Origin of the sequence: Streptomyces sp. NPDC127595 (assembly GCF_042671685.1) — a bacterium.
Classification (GTDB): Bacteria; Actinomycetota; Actinomycetes; order Streptomycetales; family Streptomycetaceae; genus Streptomyces.
Map to the genome: position 1 here is coordinate 414,798 of NZ_JBHXWK010000003.1, position 16,802 is coordinate 431,599.

Annotated in this window: 16 protein-coding genes and 1 riboswitch; of the genes, 7 read left to right on the forward strand and 9 right to left on the reverse strand. The window is 68.5% G+C overall.

Translation table 11 applies throughout. The features are described 5' to 3' along the window. The first annotated feature begins 83 nt into the window (after positions 1-83). Positions 84-506, forward strand: a complete 423-nt coding sequence (locus tag ACFVKT_RS12885; protein WP_385730619.1) for a heme-binding protein — start codon at positions 84-86, stop codon at positions 504-506. An 85-nt stretch (positions 507-591) separates the two neighbouring features. On the opposite strand, the gene ACFVKT_RS12890 is transcribed toward ACFVKT_RS12885, so the two are convergent. Next, entirely contained in the window at positions 592-1,458 is an 867-nt protein-coding gene (locus ACFVKT_RS12890) for a GNAT family N-acetyltransferase (RefSeq protein WP_385730621.1), read from the reverse strand. 957 nt (positions 1,459-2,415) lie between these two features. Here ACFVKT_RS12890 and ACFVKT_RS12895 point away from each other — a divergent pair. Further along, positions 2,416-4,017, forward strand: a complete 1,602-nt coding sequence (locus tag ACFVKT_RS12895; protein WP_385731075.1) for a globin domain-containing protein — start codon at positions 2,416-2,418, stop codon at positions 4,015-4,017. Between the two features lie 49 nt (positions 4,018-4,066). On the opposite strand, the gene ACFVKT_RS12900 is transcribed toward ACFVKT_RS12895, so the two are convergent. The 5 genes from ACFVKT_RS12900 to ACFVKT_RS12920 form a co-directional block, all read right to left on the reverse strand. Next, positions 4,067-4,549: an NUDIX domain-containing protein gene (locus ACFVKT_RS12900; protein WP_385730622.1), complete on the reverse strand. Its 483-nt coding sequence runs from the start codon at positions 4,547-4,549 to the stop codon at positions 4,067-4,069. A gap of 117 nt (positions 4,550-4,666) precedes the next feature. Next, a complete protein-coding gene (locus ACFVKT_RS12905; protein WP_385730624.1) occupies positions 4,667-5,572 on the reverse strand; it encodes a LysR family transcriptional regulator in 906 nt (301 codons plus the stop codon). Between the two features lie 347 nt (positions 5,573-5,919). Then, positions 5,920-7,065 (reverse strand): cystathionine gamma-lyase, encoded by a 1,146-nt coding sequence (locus ACFVKT_RS12910; RefSeq protein WP_385730626.1) that lies wholly within the window; start codon positions 7,063-7,065, stop codon positions 5,920-5,922. Further along, positions 7,062-7,553: a low molecular weight protein-tyrosine-phosphatase gene (locus tag ACFVKT_RS12915; RefSeq protein ID WP_385730628.1), complete on the reverse strand. Its 492-nt coding sequence runs from the start codon at positions 7,551-7,553 to the stop codon at positions 7,062-7,064. The genes ACFVKT_RS12910 and ACFVKT_RS12915 overlap by 4 nt, the downstream gene beginning before the upstream one ends. 9 nt (positions 7,554-7,562) lie before the next feature. Beyond that, positions 7,563-7,943, reverse strand: coding sequence for a phage holin family protein (locus ACFVKT_RS12920; protein WP_385730630.1), 381 nt, complete (start codon positions 7,941-7,943; stop codon positions 7,563-7,565). An 81-nt stretch (positions 7,944-8,024) separates the two neighbouring features. On the opposite strand from ACFVKT_RS12920, the gene ACFVKT_RS12925 reads away from it, so the two are divergent. The 4 genes from ACFVKT_RS12925 (at position 8,025) to ACFVKT_RS12940 (ending at position 10,604) form a co-directional block, all read left to right on the forward strand. Further along, positions 8,025-8,342 (forward strand): cupin domain-containing protein, encoded by a 318-nt coding sequence (locus tag ACFVKT_RS12925; protein WP_266458532.1) that lies wholly within the window; start codon positions 8,025-8,027, stop codon positions 8,340-8,342. Between the two features lie 182 nt (positions 8,343-8,524). Next, positions 8,525-8,737 (forward strand): DUF5326 family protein, encoded by a 213-nt coding sequence (locus ACFVKT_RS12930; protein WP_365440758.1) that lies wholly within the window; start codon positions 8,525-8,527, stop codon positions 8,735-8,737. Positions 8,738-9,353: 616 nt separating this feature from the next. After that, positions 9,354-10,067 (forward strand): IclR family transcriptional regulator, encoded by a 714-nt coding sequence (locus tag ACFVKT_RS12935; RefSeq protein ID WP_385731078.1) that lies wholly within the window; start codon positions 9,354-9,356, stop codon positions 10,065-10,067. Positions 10,068-10,166: 99 nt separating this feature from the next. Next, positions 10,167-10,604 carry an SsgA family sporulation/cell division regulator gene (locus ACFVKT_RS12940; protein ID WP_385730633.1) on the forward strand — a complete coding sequence of 146 codons (438 nt, stop codon included), beginning with the start codon at positions 10,167-10,169 and terminating at the stop codon, positions 10,602-10,604. A gap of 105 nt (positions 10,605-10,709) precedes the next feature. Here the strand turns inward: ACFVKT_RS12940 and ACFVKT_RS12945 are convergent, their stop codons facing one another. Further along, entirely contained in the window at positions 10,710-12,320 is a 1,611-nt protein-coding gene (locus tag ACFVKT_RS12945; protein ID WP_385730635.1) for a YibE/F family protein, read from the reverse strand. A 71-nt stretch (positions 12,321-12,391) separates the two neighbouring features. After that, a riboswitch (TPP riboswitch) is annotated at positions 12,392-12,548 on the forward strand. On the opposite strand from ACFVKT_RS12945, the gene thiC reads away from it, so the two are divergent. Then, positions 12,541-14,364 carry a phosphomethylpyrimidine synthase ThiC gene (gene thiC, locus ACFVKT_RS12950; protein WP_385730637.1) on the forward strand — a complete coding sequence of 608 codons (1,824 nt, stop codon included), beginning with the start codon at positions 12,541-12,543 and terminating at the stop codon, positions 14,362-14,364. Its footprint overlaps the riboswitch before it by 8 nt. Positions 14,365-14,639: 275 nt before the next feature. On the opposite strand, the gene ACFVKT_RS12955 is transcribed toward thiC, so the two are convergent. Then, entirely contained in the window at positions 14,640-15,506 is an 867-nt protein-coding gene (locus ACFVKT_RS12955; RefSeq protein ID WP_385730638.1) for a hypothetical protein, read from the reverse strand. Positions 15,507-15,688: 182 nt separating this feature from the next. Next, positions 15,689-16,765, reverse strand: a complete 1,077-nt coding sequence (locus ACFVKT_RS12960; protein ID WP_385731080.1) for a metallophosphoesterase — start codon at positions 16,763-16,765, stop codon at positions 15,689-15,691. Positions 16,766-16,802 lie beyond the last annotated feature (37 nt).

The window sequence follows — 16,802 nt, forward strand, 5'->3', positions numbered from 1 at the left end:
CTCGGTGCGGGGCCAGGGCCGTCTCCGCACCCTCGCGACTCAGCGCCACCTGTGACCAAGTACCACCTACAAGGAGAAGCCCCATGAGCACCACCATCGCCGTTTCCCCGCTGACCACCGAGGACGCCGAGGTTCTCGTCAGCGCGGCCCGCCGTGCCGCCGAAGTCTCCGGAGCCCGGGTCAGCGTCACCGTCCTCGACGCCGGCGGTCACCTGCTGGCCTTCCGCCGCGATGACCAGGCCGTGCTGATCTCCGGTGAGACCAGCACCCGCAAGGCCTACACGGCACTGCAGTTGGACTCCGCCACCGCGGACCTTGTCGAGGCGGTTCAGCCCGGTGGCCTCTTCCACACCCTGCCCACCGCGCTTGACCGCCCGTTGCTGTTCATCGCGGGCGGTGTGCCGGTCCACCGTGACGGCCGGCTGATCGGCGCGATCGGCGTCGGTGGCGGTGCACCGGACCAGGACCACGGCTTCGCCGTAGCCGCCGTAGAGGCACTCGCCTGACATTGATTCAGTGCAGACACGCCGGTCTCCCAAGCCTGGGGGACCGGCGCTTCCTTGGTGTCGGCTGCCGGGCCGCCGTCGCCTTCTAGCCGGCCGCCACCGTCAGGGGAGCGAAACGTCGTGTCCAGTCTCCGGGCAGCTCCGAGATCCCGTACGTCATCACCGCGTTGAAACCGATGGACACGAGGCCGCGCTCCTTCACCCAGGACAACAGATCTTCGTGTCGTACATCGATGTCGGTGCGCAGTGGGCCGTCGGTGTGGTCGGCCAGCGAGGTGATGAGTGCCTTCGCTGTCTGTGTGTCGTGGGCGATGAGCGGACCCACCACGTGGTTGTCCATGTTGGGCCAGGCGGCCGCGTATCCGGTGATCCGGCCGTGCTCCTCGGCGACGCGCAGTTGGTCGGAGAAGGCGGGCAGCCGCGTAATCACGTGGGTGCGGTCGCAGCCGAAGACCTCCTCGTCGAGCCGGAGGATCGTGGTGAGGTCGCCGGCCGTGGCCGGGCGCGTGAAGACCTTGGGACGCGGCCCGTCGGTGGTGAAGTGGCCGAGGACCATCTCGGCCCGGCCGGTGACCTTGAAGCCCATCTCCTCGTAGAGGGGACGGCCGAAGGGGGTGGCGTGGAGCGTCAGCGGGGTGGTGCCCATCTCCTCGACGACATGTCGCATCAGACGCCGACCGACTCCCTGGCGGGCGTACCGCTCGGCGACGAGCACCATGCCGATTGCGCTCAGATCAGGGCGTTCGCGCGGGCCGTACTCGGTCAGGACACAGGCTGTGAGAAGTCCGCCGTCGGGCGCGTCGATGCCGTATCCCGTCCCGGCGGTGAGGAGATGGCCCCACTTGTGTTCCTCGCGGGGCCAGCCCCGGTCCTCGGACAAGTTGGCGCAGGCGGTGAGATCGCGAAGCGTCAGGCGACGAATGGGCAGAGCGGCGAGGGAAGGTGTTGGCACGCAGGTCAGGCTGTCCGACCCGCACCCGCGACGTCCACCTGTTTGCGGGTAGACGTACACGCTTTTGGCCAGGCTATACGGCACCACACAGCTCGTGGACAGATGTTTCACGTGAAACAGCTCGTGGTTCCCAGCCATGCGCTCGGTCGAGTCAATTGACCCTGCGGAGATTCCCAGTGCTGCAAGCAGAGTGCAGATCGCGAACCGGCTCTGTGAAGAATTCGAGGTGAACCGGGTCGATTGCGTGGCCGACGTTGTCTTACGGACGGACTGCTCGGCGCCGTAGCGGTATCCGTAGCGCTCAATGCGATCGCGATCCGACGGGCCTAGTCATCCACCTCTATGTAGGTCTGAACCTGTGGGGTGTCCATGAATTTATCCGTCGAACCCGGCAATTGAGGCGATGGATGCGTGGGTCCCGTCCGTTCGTGCTCAACGAAGGCGGGACTTGTGCCTGAGGAGGCGGCCGGTATGGTCGAGTCCGGTTCGCGTCCGTCGAGCTGTGCGCAAGCCGCGTGGAGGCGCGAACGCATGCCAATGCAGCCTAACGGGATGGAGAGATCGAAGACCCGCATTCTGCGTTATGGGGCCGGACGTTGGCTCGGGATGGGAAGCTGCGATTACTGCGGTCAATGTCACATTCTCTCCTTACTTGTCCGTACGGAGCGGTAATCCGGGTTCAATGTGGCCGCATTGACCGAAGGGGACTGAACCGGGAACGAAAGCAAGCCGTCTGCGGGGGAAAGTAGGCATCTTCCGATCGCGGAGGTGCGTAGACCGACCGAAAGATGTTCGAGGCGAGGCACACCCATGGACGCTCCGACCACCACGTCGGCCGACAACGGCACTTCCGGCGGCAACAGCGGGGGTGGCTGGTTCACACCACGCAAGGATCCGGCGCCGTCCGCCGGCGGGGAACAGGAGCCGGAGGGGAGCCGTCTGGCCGCGTTGCGACCGGTGGGCCGGCCGACCGGGAGCAGCCCGACGGATCCGGATCGCACCGGACGCACTCCCCGAGCGGGCGAGGGTTCACCCCCGCAGGAGCGAATACGGGCCGTCGAGCACGCCGAGACCGATCACACCCGGAGCAGCGAGGCCGCGCCTGTCCCGGCGGCGCCGCGCGAGCAGGTGCCCCCTCCTGAAGCCGTACGACCGCCGTCAGACCCTGTACGTGAAGCCGTACGACTGCCGTCAGACCGGGCACGTGAATCCGTAGGGCCGCAGTCAGACCCCGCACCGCCCGAGCATGGCTCGCCACGGCCTGAATCCGGCTCTGTGCAGACCGGGCAGGCCTCTCCGCAGTCCGACTACGGCCCTCCGCGGCCCGGACCCAGCTCTCCGCAGTCCAGCCACGGCTCTCCGCGCCCCCAACCGATCCCGGAGCAGCCCGCTCACGCGCCGGAGCCGCACGTGCACGCCCGGAGTTCCGTCTCCACTCCCGAGCCGTCTCCGGACGCCGTACTGGTCCGTCGGACGATGGCCGAGGTCGGCTCCATCGCCGACAAGGTCACCTCCTACTTCTACGCACTTCTCTTCGTGCGGCACCCCGAACTGCGGTCGTTGTTCCCTGCCGCGATGGACGCTCAGCGGGACCGGCTGCTCAAGGCGCTGCTGACCGCGGCAGAGCACATCGACAACACCGAGGTCCTCGTCGCGTACCTGCAGAACCTCGGCCGCGGACACCGTAAGTACGGCACCAGGCCCGAGCACTACCCGGCCGTCGGGGAGTGTCTGATCGGATCGCTCAGCCGGTTCGCCTCGGCGGTCTGGGATCCAGAGACCGAGGCGGCCTGGGTCCGCACGTACACGACGATCTCCCAGGTCATGATCGACGCTGCGGCCCGGGACGAACTGCGAGCCCCGGCCTGGTGGTACGCCGAAGTGGTCTCGCACGACCTCAGGACTCCGGACATCGCCGTCATCACGGTCCGCCCGGACCAGCCGTACCCCTTCCTCGCCGGGCAGTACACGAGCCTGGAGACGCCGTGGTGGCCGCGGATCTGGCGCCACTACTCGTTCGCCTCGGCGCCCCGCTCGGACGGGCTGCTCTCGTTCCATGTCAAGGCGATTCCGGCAGGTTGGGTGTCCAACGCGCTGGTACACCGTGCCCGGCCCGGCGACACCATACGGCTCGGCCCGCCGGCGGGTTCGATGACCGTCGATCACACCACCGAAAGCGGACTGCTCTGCCTGGGCGGCGGCACCGGTATAGCGCCCATCAAGGCGCTGGTCGAGGATGTCGCCAAGCACGGGGAGCGGCGCCCGGTCGAGGTCTTCTACGGAGCCCGTACCGATCACGATCTGTACGACATCGACACGATGCTGCGGCTCCAGCAGAGCCACCCGTGGCTTGAGGTGCGTCCGGTGGTCGACCAGCAGGCCCATCTCCAACTGCCCGATGTCATACGCGAGTACGGGCCGTGGAACGAGTACGACGCCTACCTGTCGGGTCCGCCCGGGATGATCCGCAGCGGAGTGGACGCCCTCAGGGACATCGGTATCCCGTCGGACCGGATACGCCACGACGCGGTGGAAGAGCTCGTCCTGACCGGGGACTGACCTCGGGCCCGCATCGACAGATGACCGCCTCGTCGTGGGTCGGTGGAGTTCAGCCCAGATCGGGCGCGTGCATCGCTCGTACGCCCTCGATGTTCCCGTCCAGATAGTGCCGCAGGGACAGCGGCACGAGGTGGACGGAGGCGATACCGACCCGGGTGAACGGAACCCGCACCGTCTCGTACTCGCCGCACGGCTCATCCATCTCGGGGCCGTGCCGCAGCGCCGGATCCATGGACTCCAGACGGCAGACGAAGAAGTGCTGCACCTTCACACCGGTCGCGCCGCCGTCGTCGCCGATGTGCTCGACGGTGTCGACGAAGCAGGGCACCACATCGACGACCTTGGCGCCGAGTTCCTCGTGAACTTCACGATGGAGCGCGTCGACGACAGTCGCGTCCTCCGGTTCGACCCCGCCACCCGGCGTGAGCCAGTAGGGATCGACGCCTGGCTTGGTGCGCTTGATGAGAATCAGGTCGTCGCCATCCAGCAGGATGGCGCGGGCGGTGCGCTTGACCACGGGTCGGACGGTCATGGGAGGAATGTGGCCCGGTTGGTTCCACGTGAAACATCGCAAAGCCGCCAGAGCTTCAGGAGAAGGCTCAGAAGGGGGAGGGGCAGAGGGCGAGGCGCGGAGGCCCAGGAGGGGACTTCACGACCAGTCTGCCGCGGCACGCAGCAGCCACTCGTGTGCCCGTGCGATATGAGGCATGGCGAGAGTGCCGGTGCGGACCACCAGAAAGTACGTACGCAGCGGCGGCACCGCCGGGTCTAGGAGCGCCACGACATCGCCGCGTTCCAGGGCGGCGGCGCACAGATACCGCGGCAGCACGGCGAGGCCGGCGCCCGCGGCGGCGCAGGCGAGCACCGCGCGGAGATCGGGCACGACGACGGTGCCGGAGGCCACCGGGTGGCAGTCGAAGACGGAGGCCCAGTAGCGGGCGACCAGCGGAAGGGACTCGTGCACCTCGACGACGGGGAACTTCTCCAGAACGTGGGCACCCTTGCGGCGCAGCTTGCCCGGACCGATGCGGGCGGCCCAGCGCGGGGCGGCGACCAGGACGTGCTCCTCGTCGCAGAGTGGAGTCGCGGTGAGCAATGAGCCGCGCGGCTGGGCTGTGGTGATGGCCAGATCATGGTGTCCGGCAGCCAGCCCCTCCAGCGCTTCCTCGGCGTTTCCGAAGGAAGCCCGCAGTGCGAAACCGTGGCCGTCGTCGCCGGTCAGCTCCGTCAGCGCGGGCAGGGCCCGTTCGGCGGTGAACTCCGGTGGCCCGGCGAGGTGCAGAGTGCGCTGGGAGGAGTCGTCCTCGAGTCCGGTCTCGGCGATCTCCACCAGGGCGTCGAGATGCGGTGCGGCCTTGTGGGCGAGCTCGTCGCCGATGGTCGTGGGGGTCACTCCGCGAGCCTGGCGCAGGAAGAGGGGCCTCCCCAACTGGCGCTCCAGTGCGCGGATCTGTGAGGTGACGGCAGGCTGCGACAGGCCGAGCAGTGCGGCAGCTCGGGTGAAGGAACCGGCACGGTGGACGGTCACAAACGTGCGCAGCAGCGCCAGATCCACGGTGCCCCTCCCCTCCCACCACTCCCGGTCGAGCCCCCAACTATAAATAAGTCGATAGGTTGCTGTCGCTACTGTGATTGGACACTGACACAGAGTCAACTAGCCTTGTTCGCGCGGTTCTTCGCGCGTGGAACCGGGACGGTCCGAGCCACGAGGGGGGAGGCTCGGACCGTCCGTTGTGCCTGGCGGGACACCACAGCCCGCAGCTCGGACAGGCGTGGCCGCCCACTCACCGATCGCTCGGCGTCGCTGGTCGCGCGGGAAGAGCTGGGTCCTCGAATCGGCGAAGACCCGAGACCGTGAAGACGGGCTTCAGTGAAGACGGGGCTCGGCGGGGACTCGGGGACTCAGTCCCCGGACTCGTCCAGCGCCCGCAGCACGTCCGCCACCAAGTCCTCCGGATCCTCCGCGCCGGCGGAGAAACGGATGAAGCCCTCCGGCACCGCGTCCCCGCCCCACCGCCCGCGCCGCTCGGCCGTGGACCGCACCCCGCCGAAGCTCGTCGCGTCGTCCACCAGTCGCAGCGCGTCGAGAAAACGATCGGCACGCGCACGCGTGGGCAGCGTGAAGGACACCACGCACCCGAAGCGCCGCATCTGCTGCGAGGCGATCTTGTACGAGGGGTCGTCGGACAGCCCCGGATAGCGCAGCCCGGTCACCTCGCTCCGATTCCGCAGTGCCTCAGCGATCGTCAGGGCGTTGGCCGTCTGCCGGTCGGCACGCAGGTGCAATGTGGCGAGCGAGCGGTGTGCCAGCCATGCCTCCATGGGCCCGAGGATCGCGCCGACGACCTTCCGCCAGCGCCGTACGGGAGCCATCAGAGCGGCGTCGCGCCCGGTGACGTATCCCAGGAGGATGTCCCCGTGCCCGGTGAGCATCTTGGTGCCGCTGGCCACGGAGAAGTCGGCGCCCAGCTCCAGCGGGCGCTGCCCGAGCGGGGTCGCCAGCGTGTTGTCGACGGCAACGAGGGTGCCCTGTGCGTGGGCCGCCCCGACGAGCCGCCGTATGTCGCACACGTCGAGCCCCGGGTTCGACGGGGTCTCGATCCACAGCAGCTTCGCGCCGTCGAGCACGTCGAGCTGGGCGTCGCCGCCGGTCGGGGCCGTGCGTACCTCGATGCCGAACGCCGTCAGTTGTTCGCGCACCAGAGGCAGCACCTGGTAGCCGTCGTCCGGCAGGACCACGGTGTCGCCGGCTCGTAGCTGGGAGAAGAGCACCGCCGAGATGGCGGCCATGCCTGAGGGGAAGGCGAGCGTCTCGACGTCGTCCTGGCCGGGGGCCTCCAGCTCCCCGATTGCACGCTCCAGGAGGGTCCAGGTCGGGTTCTCGTCGCGGCCGTAGGTGTACGGGCCGGTGGGCTCTCCCGGCAGGTGGAAGTGCGCGGCGAAGACCGGGCCCGGGAGGGTCGGCTCGTACTTGACGGGTTCGGGCAGTCCGGCCCGTACCGCGCGTGTGCCGTCACCGCTCCCCGTGACGAAATCCCCAGTGGTCATGCGGCTCGTCCCTCCACTTGCTCCTGTACGGCGGCCAGCAGCCCGTGGCTCGCCGACTCCACCATCTCAAGACACTCCTCGAAGCCTTCTATATGTCCGTAATACGGATCGGGGACGTCGGGATCGGCGTCCGCGGCGGGGTCGTAGGAGCGCAGCAGCCGGATCTTCTCCGCGTCCTGAGGTGTGGGTGCGAGCTGGCGCAGGGCCCTGAGGTGGCCGGAGTCGAGGGCGATGACGAGGTCGAGGCGGGCGAACCACGCGGACCGGAACTGCCGGGCCACGTGGTCGCTCCTGTAACCGTGCGCCTCCAGTACGGCGACGGTGCGTGGGTCGGCGCCGTCGCCCTCGTGCCAGCCGTCCGTGCCCGCGCTGTCGACCTCGACCAGGCCTTCGAGTCCGGCCTCTTCTATGCGGGCGCGGAAGACGGACTCGGCCATCGGGGAGCGGCAGATGTTGCCGGTGCAGACGAAACAGACGGAGAAGGTCATCGGACGTGCTCAGTCCTTGCCATCGGGCAGGACGACGTTGAGTGCCCAGGACACGACCGAGATGATCAGGCCGCCCAGGACAGCGGTCCAGAAGCCCTCGACGTGGAAACTCAGGTCCAGCTTGTCGGACAGCCATGAGGTGAGCAGCAGCATCAGGGCGTTGACCACCAGGGTGATCAGGCCGAGCGTGAGGATGAAGAGCGGGAAGGTCAGCACCTTCACGACCGGCTTGACCAGGAAGTTCACCAGGCCGAACACCAGTGCAACGAGGAGAAGTGTCCAGATCTTCTTGCCGGTGCTGTCACCGGTCAGGGTGATCTTGTCCAGCACCCAGACGGCGACGGCCAGGGCCGCCGCGTTGGCGATCGTCTTGACTACGAAATTCTTCATGTGTCTGATCGTGGCAGAAGAGATCGACTGGCGAGCGCGGCTGTGGACAGAGCAGACCGCGTACGAGAGCGGACGAGGGCGATGAAGGCATTCCGGCTGGATGAACTGGAGGCGGAACGCGCCGCCAACGACGGTGCCTATCTGCAGTTTCTGCGTGAGCGGAACATGTCGGTCGGTCTGTACGCGCTCGACGCGGGGGACCAGGACCCGCAGCGGCCCCACCAGCAGGACGAGGTGTACTTCATCGTGAGCGGGCGGGCCTCGATCACGGTCGGTCTGGAGACCACGCAGGTGGCGCGAGGCAGCGTCGTCTACGTACCCGCGGGGGTCGCCCACAAGTTCCATCACATCACCGAGGACCTACGGGTTCTGGTGGTGTTCTCTCCGCCCGAGAGCTGACTGCCTTCTCGGGATTCCCTAGGGGAACGGTCAGGGGGGAACAAGGGGTGCGAGGCCCCCGTCCGGTCCCTCGCGGATCTAGCATCGAATGCAAGACATGCGAGACGTGTGAAACATCGGAGAACCCGCAATCAGTGTCCCGGATTTGGGGCGACGGGCGGACAGAGGCAAGGACAAGGGCGATGCGAGAGATCTTCAACGGTATGCCGTGGTGGGTGAAGTGGGTCGCGGTGCCGGTCATCGCCCTCGTGGTGTTCGGTGGCCTGATAGCGACCGTCGTCGGCTTCGTCATCGGCCTGCTCTTCAAGGCACTGATCTTCGTCGCGCTGGTCGGCGGACTGATCTACGTCGTGCGGAAGTTCACGACGAGTTCGTCCTCGCGGGGCGACTGGTGAGGTGACGGGGAGGCGCGAGCGGGTGAGCGATCGGTAACGGGTGGGCCGGTAAAGGGAAGCCGAGGTTCCCTCGGCAGGGGGAAGTTTCCCGGCGGGGCGGTCTGCGAGCGGCGACGGGCAGTTAAAGTCCGGAAGCTCGACGCAGGGTTGACCCTCGCGAGCAGCGCACACCTCCCTCCCGTGTTCCCCCGCACGGGCGGTCCCCCTCGCGCTCAGGGAGTGCCCCTTGGCCACGGCTGACACCGCACCCGCAACCTCACACGCTCCACCTGTCCAGCGGTCCGGAGTGTCCGCGGGGTCTCGTGTCCCGCCGACCCAGCCACGCACGTCGCCCGCCGAGACACGGGCGCAGACCTCGCCCGCGGCGGCGCAGGTCGTCCGGACGCCAACCCCTGAGCACGAGGGGCAGACGCCAACCTCTGAGCACGACGGAGGGACGTCAACCGCCGAGGCCGACGGAGGGACGTCAACCGCCGAGATCGACACGCAGCCCGCGGCTGCGCGCACCCCGCCCGTGGCTGCCCACGCCCTGCTCGTCGGTGCCCGCACGCCCCCGGCCGACGCCGCGTCGCTGGAGCCGCACCCCACGACCCTCATCGGCTCCGTACAGCGGGCGATGCGCCTCCTGGAGGCCGTTGCGGCGCGCGAGCACGGGGCCCCCGCGAAACAGCTCGCCCGGGAGGCAGGGCTCGCGCTGCCGACGGCGTACCACCTGCTGCGCACTCTGGCCCACGAGGGCTATCTGCGCCGCGAGAAGGGGCTGTTCTTCCTCGGTGAGGCCGCCGAGCGGTTGAGCAGCAGCGGAGCCCAGCAGAAACGTCGCAGCACGATGAGCGACATGCTCGCGCACTGGCGCGATTCGATCGGCGTACCCGTGTACTACGCGACATACCGCGACGGCGAGATCGAGGTCCTGTCCGTCGCCGACACTCCGGGCAACCCCGCGGTCGAGGAGTGGGCCGGCTTCCGGGAGACCGGGCACGCCCACGCGATCGGTCAGTGTCTGCTGTCGCAACTGGACGAGAAGGCCCGCAGGGATCATCTCGACCGCTATCCGGTGCAGTCGATCACTCCTTACACGGTGCGTGACAGTGACAGCCTGCTGCGGCGCCTGGAACGCATCGGGCGGATGGAGCCCGTGATCGAACGACAGGAGTACGCGCTGGGCACGGTCTGCGCCGCGATCCCCATCACCGTCGGCGCCACCGCGTCGACCGTGGCCATCTCCGTACCGTCGCACCAGGCCGACCGACTCCTGCCTGCCGCACGCCAGTTGCAAGGGGAAATCGGCAGGGCGCCAGGGACACTCGCCATCTCTATCAGTATCTGAAAACTCACTCCTTGTGATCTGCCGTGTACGTTGAGCAAGATTTCAGCAGTGTCAGGGGGACGATTCCTGGCCAGTCGACCGCAAACGACGGGGTAGGCGATGCGTGAGTCGGTACAGGCAGAGGTCATGATGAGCTTCCTCGTGTCGGAGGAGCTCTCCTTCCGCATTCCGGTGGAGCTGCGATACGAGACCTGTGATCCGTACGCCGTGCGGCTGACCTTTCACTTGCCCGGCGACGCGCCTGTGACCTGGGCGTTCGGACGGGAGTTGCTGGTGGACGGCGTGGGCCGCCCGTGTGGCGACGGTGATGTGCACATCGCACCCGCCGACCCGGACGCGTTCGGTGAGGTGCTGATCCGGCTTCAGGTCGGCGGCGATCACGCGCTGTTCAGGTCGGGCGCGGCGCCGCTCGTGGCGTTCCTCGACCGTACGGACAAGCTGGTGCCGCTCGGGCAGGAGCGTTCCCTGGCCGACTTCGACGCCCACCTCGACGAGGCGCTGGACCGCATCCTGGCGGAGGAACAGAGCGCGGGCTGAACGCCGCCTCACCCCCCAAGTGGAGTAACGCTTCCTCTCAACTGGCCCCGCGCACAGGGAGGGGGCCGCACGGCACGCTTCAAGTGCCCTGGGCGCCACGTGACTTCAGTGCTTGCGGCGGCGGCCCTTCCCGCCGCGCACCGGCGTCCTGGCGGCCCCCACGGGCTCCACAGGTGCGTCGGGGGCCCCGGCCCCGGGCCGGCCGGCCGGAGTCCCCGTGCGGTCGGCCGAGACGACCAGGGCGGCCAGTGCGGTGGTGACGGGCACGGAGGCGACCAGGCCGATCGATCCGACCAGGGTGCGCACGATCTCCTCGGCGACCAGTTCGCTGTTGGCGACTGAGCCGATGCTGCTCTGCGCGATCGAGAAGAGCAGCAGGAGGGGCAGCGCCGCACCCGCGTAAGCCAGGACGAGCGTGTTGACGACCGAGGCGATGTGGTCGCGGCCGATGCGGATGCCCGCGCGGTACAGCCCCCGCCAGCCCATCGCCGGATTCGCCTCGTGCAGCTCCCAGACCGCGGAGGTCTGCGTCACCGTCACGTCGTCGAGCACACCGAGCGAACCGATGATGACGCCGGCGAGCAGCAGACCGCTCATGTCGATGGACGGATACAGGCCGTGGATCAGGCCGGTGTTGTCGTCCGTGTTGCCGGTCAGCGCGGCCCAGTCGATGAACACGGAGCCCAGCAAACCGATCAGCAGCAGCGAGAGCAGGGTGCCGATCACCGCCACCGAGGTCCGCGCCGAGAGGCCATGGCACATGTAGAGGGCGATCAGCATGATGGCGCTGGCCCCGACGACCGCCACGACCAGCGGGTTCGAGCCTTGCAGGATGGCGGGCAGGATGAAGAACGTCAGGATCATGAAGCTGACGGCCAGTGCGACCAGCGCCATGACACCGCGCAGCCGGCCGACCCCCACGACGATCAGCGCGAAGATCCCGGCGAGCACCGCCATCGGGATCCTGCGGTTCACATCGCTGACCGAGTACTGCAGGTCCTTCGGCGCGGAGGGTTCGTACGCGACGACGACCTTCTCGCCCTGGTGCAACTGGCGTGACTGATCAGGCTGGACGATCTCGGTGAACGTACGGCCCTTGTCGCTGCCGGTGTCGACCCGGATCGTCGCCTTCTTGCAGTCGCCCGTCGCCTGCTGCTGTGCCGAGGAGCCCTCGGCGGTGGAGGTGTCGCCGGTCGGGGTCTCCCCCGAGGCGTTCACGGAATCGCAGTCCACCTGGTCGATCTTGGTGACCGTCGCCTGCTGGGTCTGCCGGTCGAAACCGACGCCGGTGCGCTCGTGCCCCGGGGCGCCGCCCGGCCAGAGCACCACGAGCCCCACGACGACCGCGGCGGCGAAGGGGATCAGTACCGCGCCGATGACCTTGCGCAGATGCTTGGAGACGGGGGCGGCGGGGCCATGGCTGTGACTGTGCGAATGGCCGTGGCTGTCGCCCGGCCCCTGTCCACCACCGGGCCCCTGTCCACCACCGGGCCCATGGCCGCCGCCCAGTCCTTGGCCGCCACCGGACCCTTGGCCGCCACCGGACCCCTGCCCACCGCCTGGCCCATGGACGCCACCGGGCCCCTGCCCACCGCCCGGCCCATGGCCGTCGCCGGGGCCTCTGCCGCCGCCCGGGCCGTGCCCGTGGCCGTCGCCGGGGCCATGTCCGTGCGGTGACTCGGACGGCGGAATAGGGGGCTGCTGCATCGTGGTCACCGACCGATCATCGCAAGAACGGAAGGGGCCCACTGTTCAGCGCGCCCGATGTGACGCTAGCGTGGAGGCACCTTTGCACACGCGGGAGCTCGGAGCACCGGGCTGAGAGGGCGCTGACCTTCGTCTTAGCGATGTTTCACATGAAACATCGGCAGACGGAATCCGCTGCGTCGACCGCCGAACCTGTTACCGGGTAATGCCGGCGTAGGGAGTAGGTCTCATGACCAACAAGGACGTAGTAGGCACGCCTGTCTCCAGCCAGACGGACGGGGCCCCATCCCCGTCCCAGAACGACGGAGCTGGGCAGTCCATCGGCTGGCACAAGGCGTACGTCGAGGGTTCGCGCCCCGATCTGCGGGTGCCGGTCCGTCAGGTACACCTCACCAACGGCCAGTCCGTCACGCTGTACGACACCTCCGGTCCGTACACCGATCCGACCGTCGACACCGATGTACGCAGGGGTCTGGCACCGCTGCGCGAGCACTGGATCATCGCCCGCGGTGACACCGAGGAGTACGCGGGCCGCCCGGTCCGTCCCGAGGACGACGGGATCAAGCACACCTCACCGCGCGGGGGCCTCCGTAACCTCGACGCGGTCTTCCCGGGGCGGCCGCGCCAGCCGCGCCGGGGCCGCTCCGGACAGGCCGTCACGCAGCTCGCGTACGCCCGGCGCGGCGAGATCACGCCCGAGATGGAGTTCGTGGCGGTGCGCGAGAACGTCGCCGCCGAGGTCGTACGCGAGGAGATCGCCGCGGGCCGCGCGGTGCTGCCGGTGAACATCAACCACCCGGAGATCGAGCCGATGATCATCGGCAAGCGGTTCCTGGTGAAGGTCAACGCGAACATCGGCAACTCCGCGGTGACCTCCTCCATCGAGGAGGAGGTGGACAAAATGACCTGGGCCACGAAGTGGGGCGCGGATACGGTCATGGACCTGTCCACCGGCCGCAACATCCACACCACCCGCGAGTGGGTCCTGCGCAACTCCCCCGTACCGATCGGCACCGTGCCGCTCTACCAGGCGTTGGAGAAGGTGGACGGCCGCGCCGAGGAGCTGACCTGGGAGATCTACAAGGACACGGTCATCGAGCAGGCCGAGCAGGGCGTGGACTACATGACGGTCCACGCGGGCGTGCGCCTGCCCTACGTACCGCTCACCGCGAACCGCAAGACCGGCATCGTCTCGCGCGGCGGCTCGATCATGGCGGCGTGGTGCCTGGCCCACCACCAGGAGAGTTTCCTCTACGAGAACTTCGAGGAGCTGTGCGAGATCCTCGCGGCGTACGACGTCACGTACTCACTCGGTGACGGGCTGCGGCCGGGGTCGATCGCGGACGCCAACGACGCGGCGCAGTTCGCGGAGTTGAGGACGCTCGGGGAACTCAACACGATCGCGAAGCGTTTCAATGTTCAGACCATGATCGAAGGCCCGGGACATGTCCCGATGCACAAGATCAAGGAGAACATCGACCTTCAGCAGGAGATCTGTGATGAAGCTCCGTTCTATACGCTCGGTCCGCTGACGACGGACGTCGCGCCGGCGTACGACCACATCACCTCCGGCATCGGTGCCGCGATGATCGCCTGGTGGGGCACGGCCATGCTCTGCTATGTCACGCCCAAGGAGCACTTGGGCCTGCCCAACCGTGACGACGTCAAGACGGGCGTCATCACCTACAAGATCGCCGCCCACGCAGCCGACCTCGCCAAGGGGCACCCAGGTGCGCAGGTATGGGACGACGCGCTGTCCGACGCCCGCTTCGAGTTCCGCTGGGAGGACCAGTTCAATCTGGCCCTCGACCCGGACACGGCACGGGAGTTCCACGACGAGACACTCCCGGCCGAGCCCGCCAAGACGGCCCACTTCTGCTCCATGTGCGGGCCGAAGTTCTGCTCCATGAAGATCAGCCACAGCATCACGGAGCAGTTCGGCGGTACGGCGGCTGCGGGGGCCTCCGCCGAGGAGGTCGCCGAGGGAATGCTGCAGAAGTCGAAGGAGTTCGCGGCGAGCGGCAACCGGGTGTATCTGCCCTTGGCCGACTGACGGGAACGCGGGCAGTGCGCCGGAGCTGTGGGGACCGGCCCGGCGCACTGCGCGGTCGCCTGTTGCCCCAGCTGCCCGGCCCGGGTGACCGCGGTACGGCAGCTGGGCCTCGCCTGAGGCCGAGGCCGCCGCGTGGGGCGTACTCAGGCGAACGGATGCGGACTAACGCGCGCGTGAGAAACGTACGCAGCCGACCGGAGACGGGGCCCGTGCCTATGTGGCGCGGGCCCGGTTCCCCGGCACGGGATACTCCCCGACGGTCGGCCGGCCGGGTCCTACTCCGGCTGGTGTTCGGGCCCCCCGAAGTCCGGGCTGGAGAAGTCCGGGCTTGAGTAGCTCGGGCGCGGGCCCGCTGCCGGGCCGCCGTCGGGGCTGCTGAACCCCGGCCGGTTGTAGCCCAGTTGCGGCATGCGGCTCGTCGGTGTCGGCGACGGACGGCCGAATGCTGCCGAGCCCGGGTCCGCGAGAGCCTCCCGGAGGAACGGCATGATGCCGCGCTCCAGAAGGGCCTCGCGCCAGGCTTCCCTGGCCCGGGCGACCTCTTCGTCGAGCTCGCCGCGTGCTCCTGCCAGGAGCGAGGACGAGCCGTTGCGCAGTGCGGTGAGCAGGAGGCCGACCGCGGCGACCAGAATCGCGGCCGCCGTGACCGCGCCGAAGACCCACCCGGTGGTCAGGAGGGTCTTGGCGAACGCCGGCTCGGGGTCGATCATTTTCAGGATGTACCCCACGAGCAGGAATATCGCCGCGGCCGTCCCGGCGAGGACGGGGGCGAGTACCGCGACGATGGCGACGGCGCCCGCTCCGGCTGTCTCGGTGACCTCCCCCACGGTGGCGGCGAGCCCCATCGCGCTCGAACCCGGTTCGGCGGAACCGGCTTCCTTGCGGACGGGTGGGGTGGTCGGCGCCGGCTGACGCAGTTCCTCACGGACCTTCACGTAGTGCTGGTACTCGGTTGCCGCCGCCACCGTGATGAGCGCTGTGGCGTTGAGCGCCATGGTGCGCAGTTGTTCCGGATTGAGCCGCTGGCCGACAGCGGCGAGTTCCGGGCGGTGTGGTGCGGAGCGCAGCGCCTCATCGAGGATCCGCTCGTAGTCCTGGCGGTCCTCGCTCAGCAGGTGCTGCGGAACGCTGTTCATCTGCATCCCCCGATGCTCCGTAGGGCTGATGGCTCGCACGCTGACGAGCCGTTGGGCAGAAACGGAGGGGAGCCTGCTACGGATAGTCCGATGGTAGAGCGGTGATGGCACGCCGTGACAGGGGGTTTCCAGAAATTGCCCCCTGGCCAGCGCGGTCTTTAGCAGGACGAGACCTGCCCGATGAACCCTCAGCTGTCCAGTGGCAGTTGCTGGACCAGCAGTTTTCCGGCCATGGTCACGCCACCGTCCATCGCGATGGCCAGTCCTTCGGCGTAGAGATGCGGTCCTTCGACCAGCGGGCCGGCACTGTCCTCGCCGTCCTCCGAGCCCACATCGCCCAGGAGGTACGGGATGGGGCTGTGGCCATGGACGATGCGCGAGCCGCCGTACATGTCCAGCAGGGAGCGCACGGCCTCGGCGCCGCCGTCGTCGCGGAAGGCGAAGCGCTTGGTGAACTTGCGGAACAGGTCCCAGCACTCGTCCGCGTCGTTGCGGGTGAGGGTTTCGCGGATGGTGTCGTTGACCGCCTCGATCGAGTCGCCGTAGTCGAGATAGGCGGTGGTGTCGGAGTGCACCAGGAGGTGTCCGTCGACCTGCTCCATGGCGTCGAGTCGGGCCATCCACTGCAGATGGTGGTCCTGGAGACGGTCCATGTCGGTCTTCTGGCCGCCGTTGAGCAGCCAGGCGGCCTGGAAGGTGGCGGTGCCCGCGCCGGAGTTGACGGGGGTGTCCGCGAAGCGCCTGGCGCCGAGGAGGAGCAGCTCGTGGTTGCCCATGAGCGCCTTGCAGTAGCCGCCGGCTGCGGCGGCCTCGGCGGACAGCCGCATCACGAGGTCGATCACGCCGATGCCGTCCGGGCCGCGGTCGGTGAAGTCGCCGAGGAACCACAGGCGGGCGGTTCCCGCCGACCAGTTCCCGGCGGCGTCGATGAGGCCCTGCTCCTGGAGCGCGGCGACGAGCTGGTCGAGGTAGCCGTGCACATCGCCTACGACATACAGCGGCCCCGGTCCGTCGGCGCCCTCCGAAGCGGCGGCGTCAACAGCGACCTCAACCGTGTCACTGCGGTTGATGACGGGGAGATCGCGCCGGGTCGGCGTGTACCCCTCGGGTTCCTCGCCGGGCCCCGCGTCCTCGTCGGGTGGAGTGTCCTGTGCGAACGGACCGGTCTCGTGGACGTACGCGGGCACCCGGAAGTCGCGCAACGTCGCCGTCCGCGCCACCTCGGGTCCCTGACCGGCCCCCTGAGTCATCGACCCCTCCACCACCATCGCGCCGCATCTGCACCGGATCGGACTGCCTGGT

What these genes read in the sequence shown, in the direction of transcription:
- ACFVKT_RS12930 (WP_365440758.1), top strand. Translation starts at nt 8,525, where the DNA reads ATGCGAGAGATCTTCAACGGTATGCCGTGGTGGGTGAAGTGGGTCGCG.
- thiC (WP_385730637.1), top strand. Translation starts at nt 12,541, where the DNA reads ATGACCAACAAGGACGTAGTAGGCACGCCTGTCTCCAGCCAGACGGAC.
- ACFVKT_RS12915 (WP_385730628.1), bottom strand. Translation starts at nt 7,553, where the DNA reads ATGACCTTCTCCGTCTGTTTCGTCTGCACCGGCAACATCTGCCGCTCC.
- ACFVKT_RS12900 (WP_385730622.1), bottom strand. Translation starts at nt 4,549, where the DNA reads ATGACCGTCCGACCCGTGGTCAAGCGCACCGCCCGCGCCATCCTGCTG.
- ACFVKT_RS12920 (WP_385730630.1), bottom strand. Translation starts at nt 7,943, where the DNA reads ATGAAGAATTTCGTAGTCAAGACGATCGCCAACGCGGCGGCCCTGGCC.
- ACFVKT_RS12925 (WP_266458532.1), top strand. Translation starts at nt 8,025, where the DNA reads ATGAAGGCATTCCGGCTGGATGAACTGGAGGCGGAACGCGCCGCCAAC.
- ACFVKT_RS12910 (WP_385730626.1), bottom strand. Translation starts at nt 7,065, where the DNA reads ATGACCACTGGGGATTTCGTCACGGGGAGCGGTGACGGCACACGCGCG.
- ACFVKT_RS12955 (WP_385730638.1), bottom strand. Translation starts at nt 15,506, where the DNA reads ATGCAGATGAACAGCGTTCCGCAGCACCTGCTGAGCGAGGACCGCCAG.
- ACFVKT_RS12940 (WP_385730633.1), top strand. Translation starts at nt 10,167, where the DNA reads ATGCGTGAGTCGGTACAGGCAGAGGTCATGATGAGCTTCCTCGTGTCG.
- ACFVKT_RS12935 (WP_385731078.1), top strand. Translation starts at nt 9,354, where the DNA reads ATGCGCCTCCTGGAGGCCGTTGCGGCGCGCGAGCACGGGGCCCCCGCG.
- ACFVKT_RS12885 (WP_385730619.1), top strand. Translation starts at nt 84, where the DNA reads ATGAGCACCACCATCGCCGTTTCCCCGCTGACCACCGAGGACGCCGAG.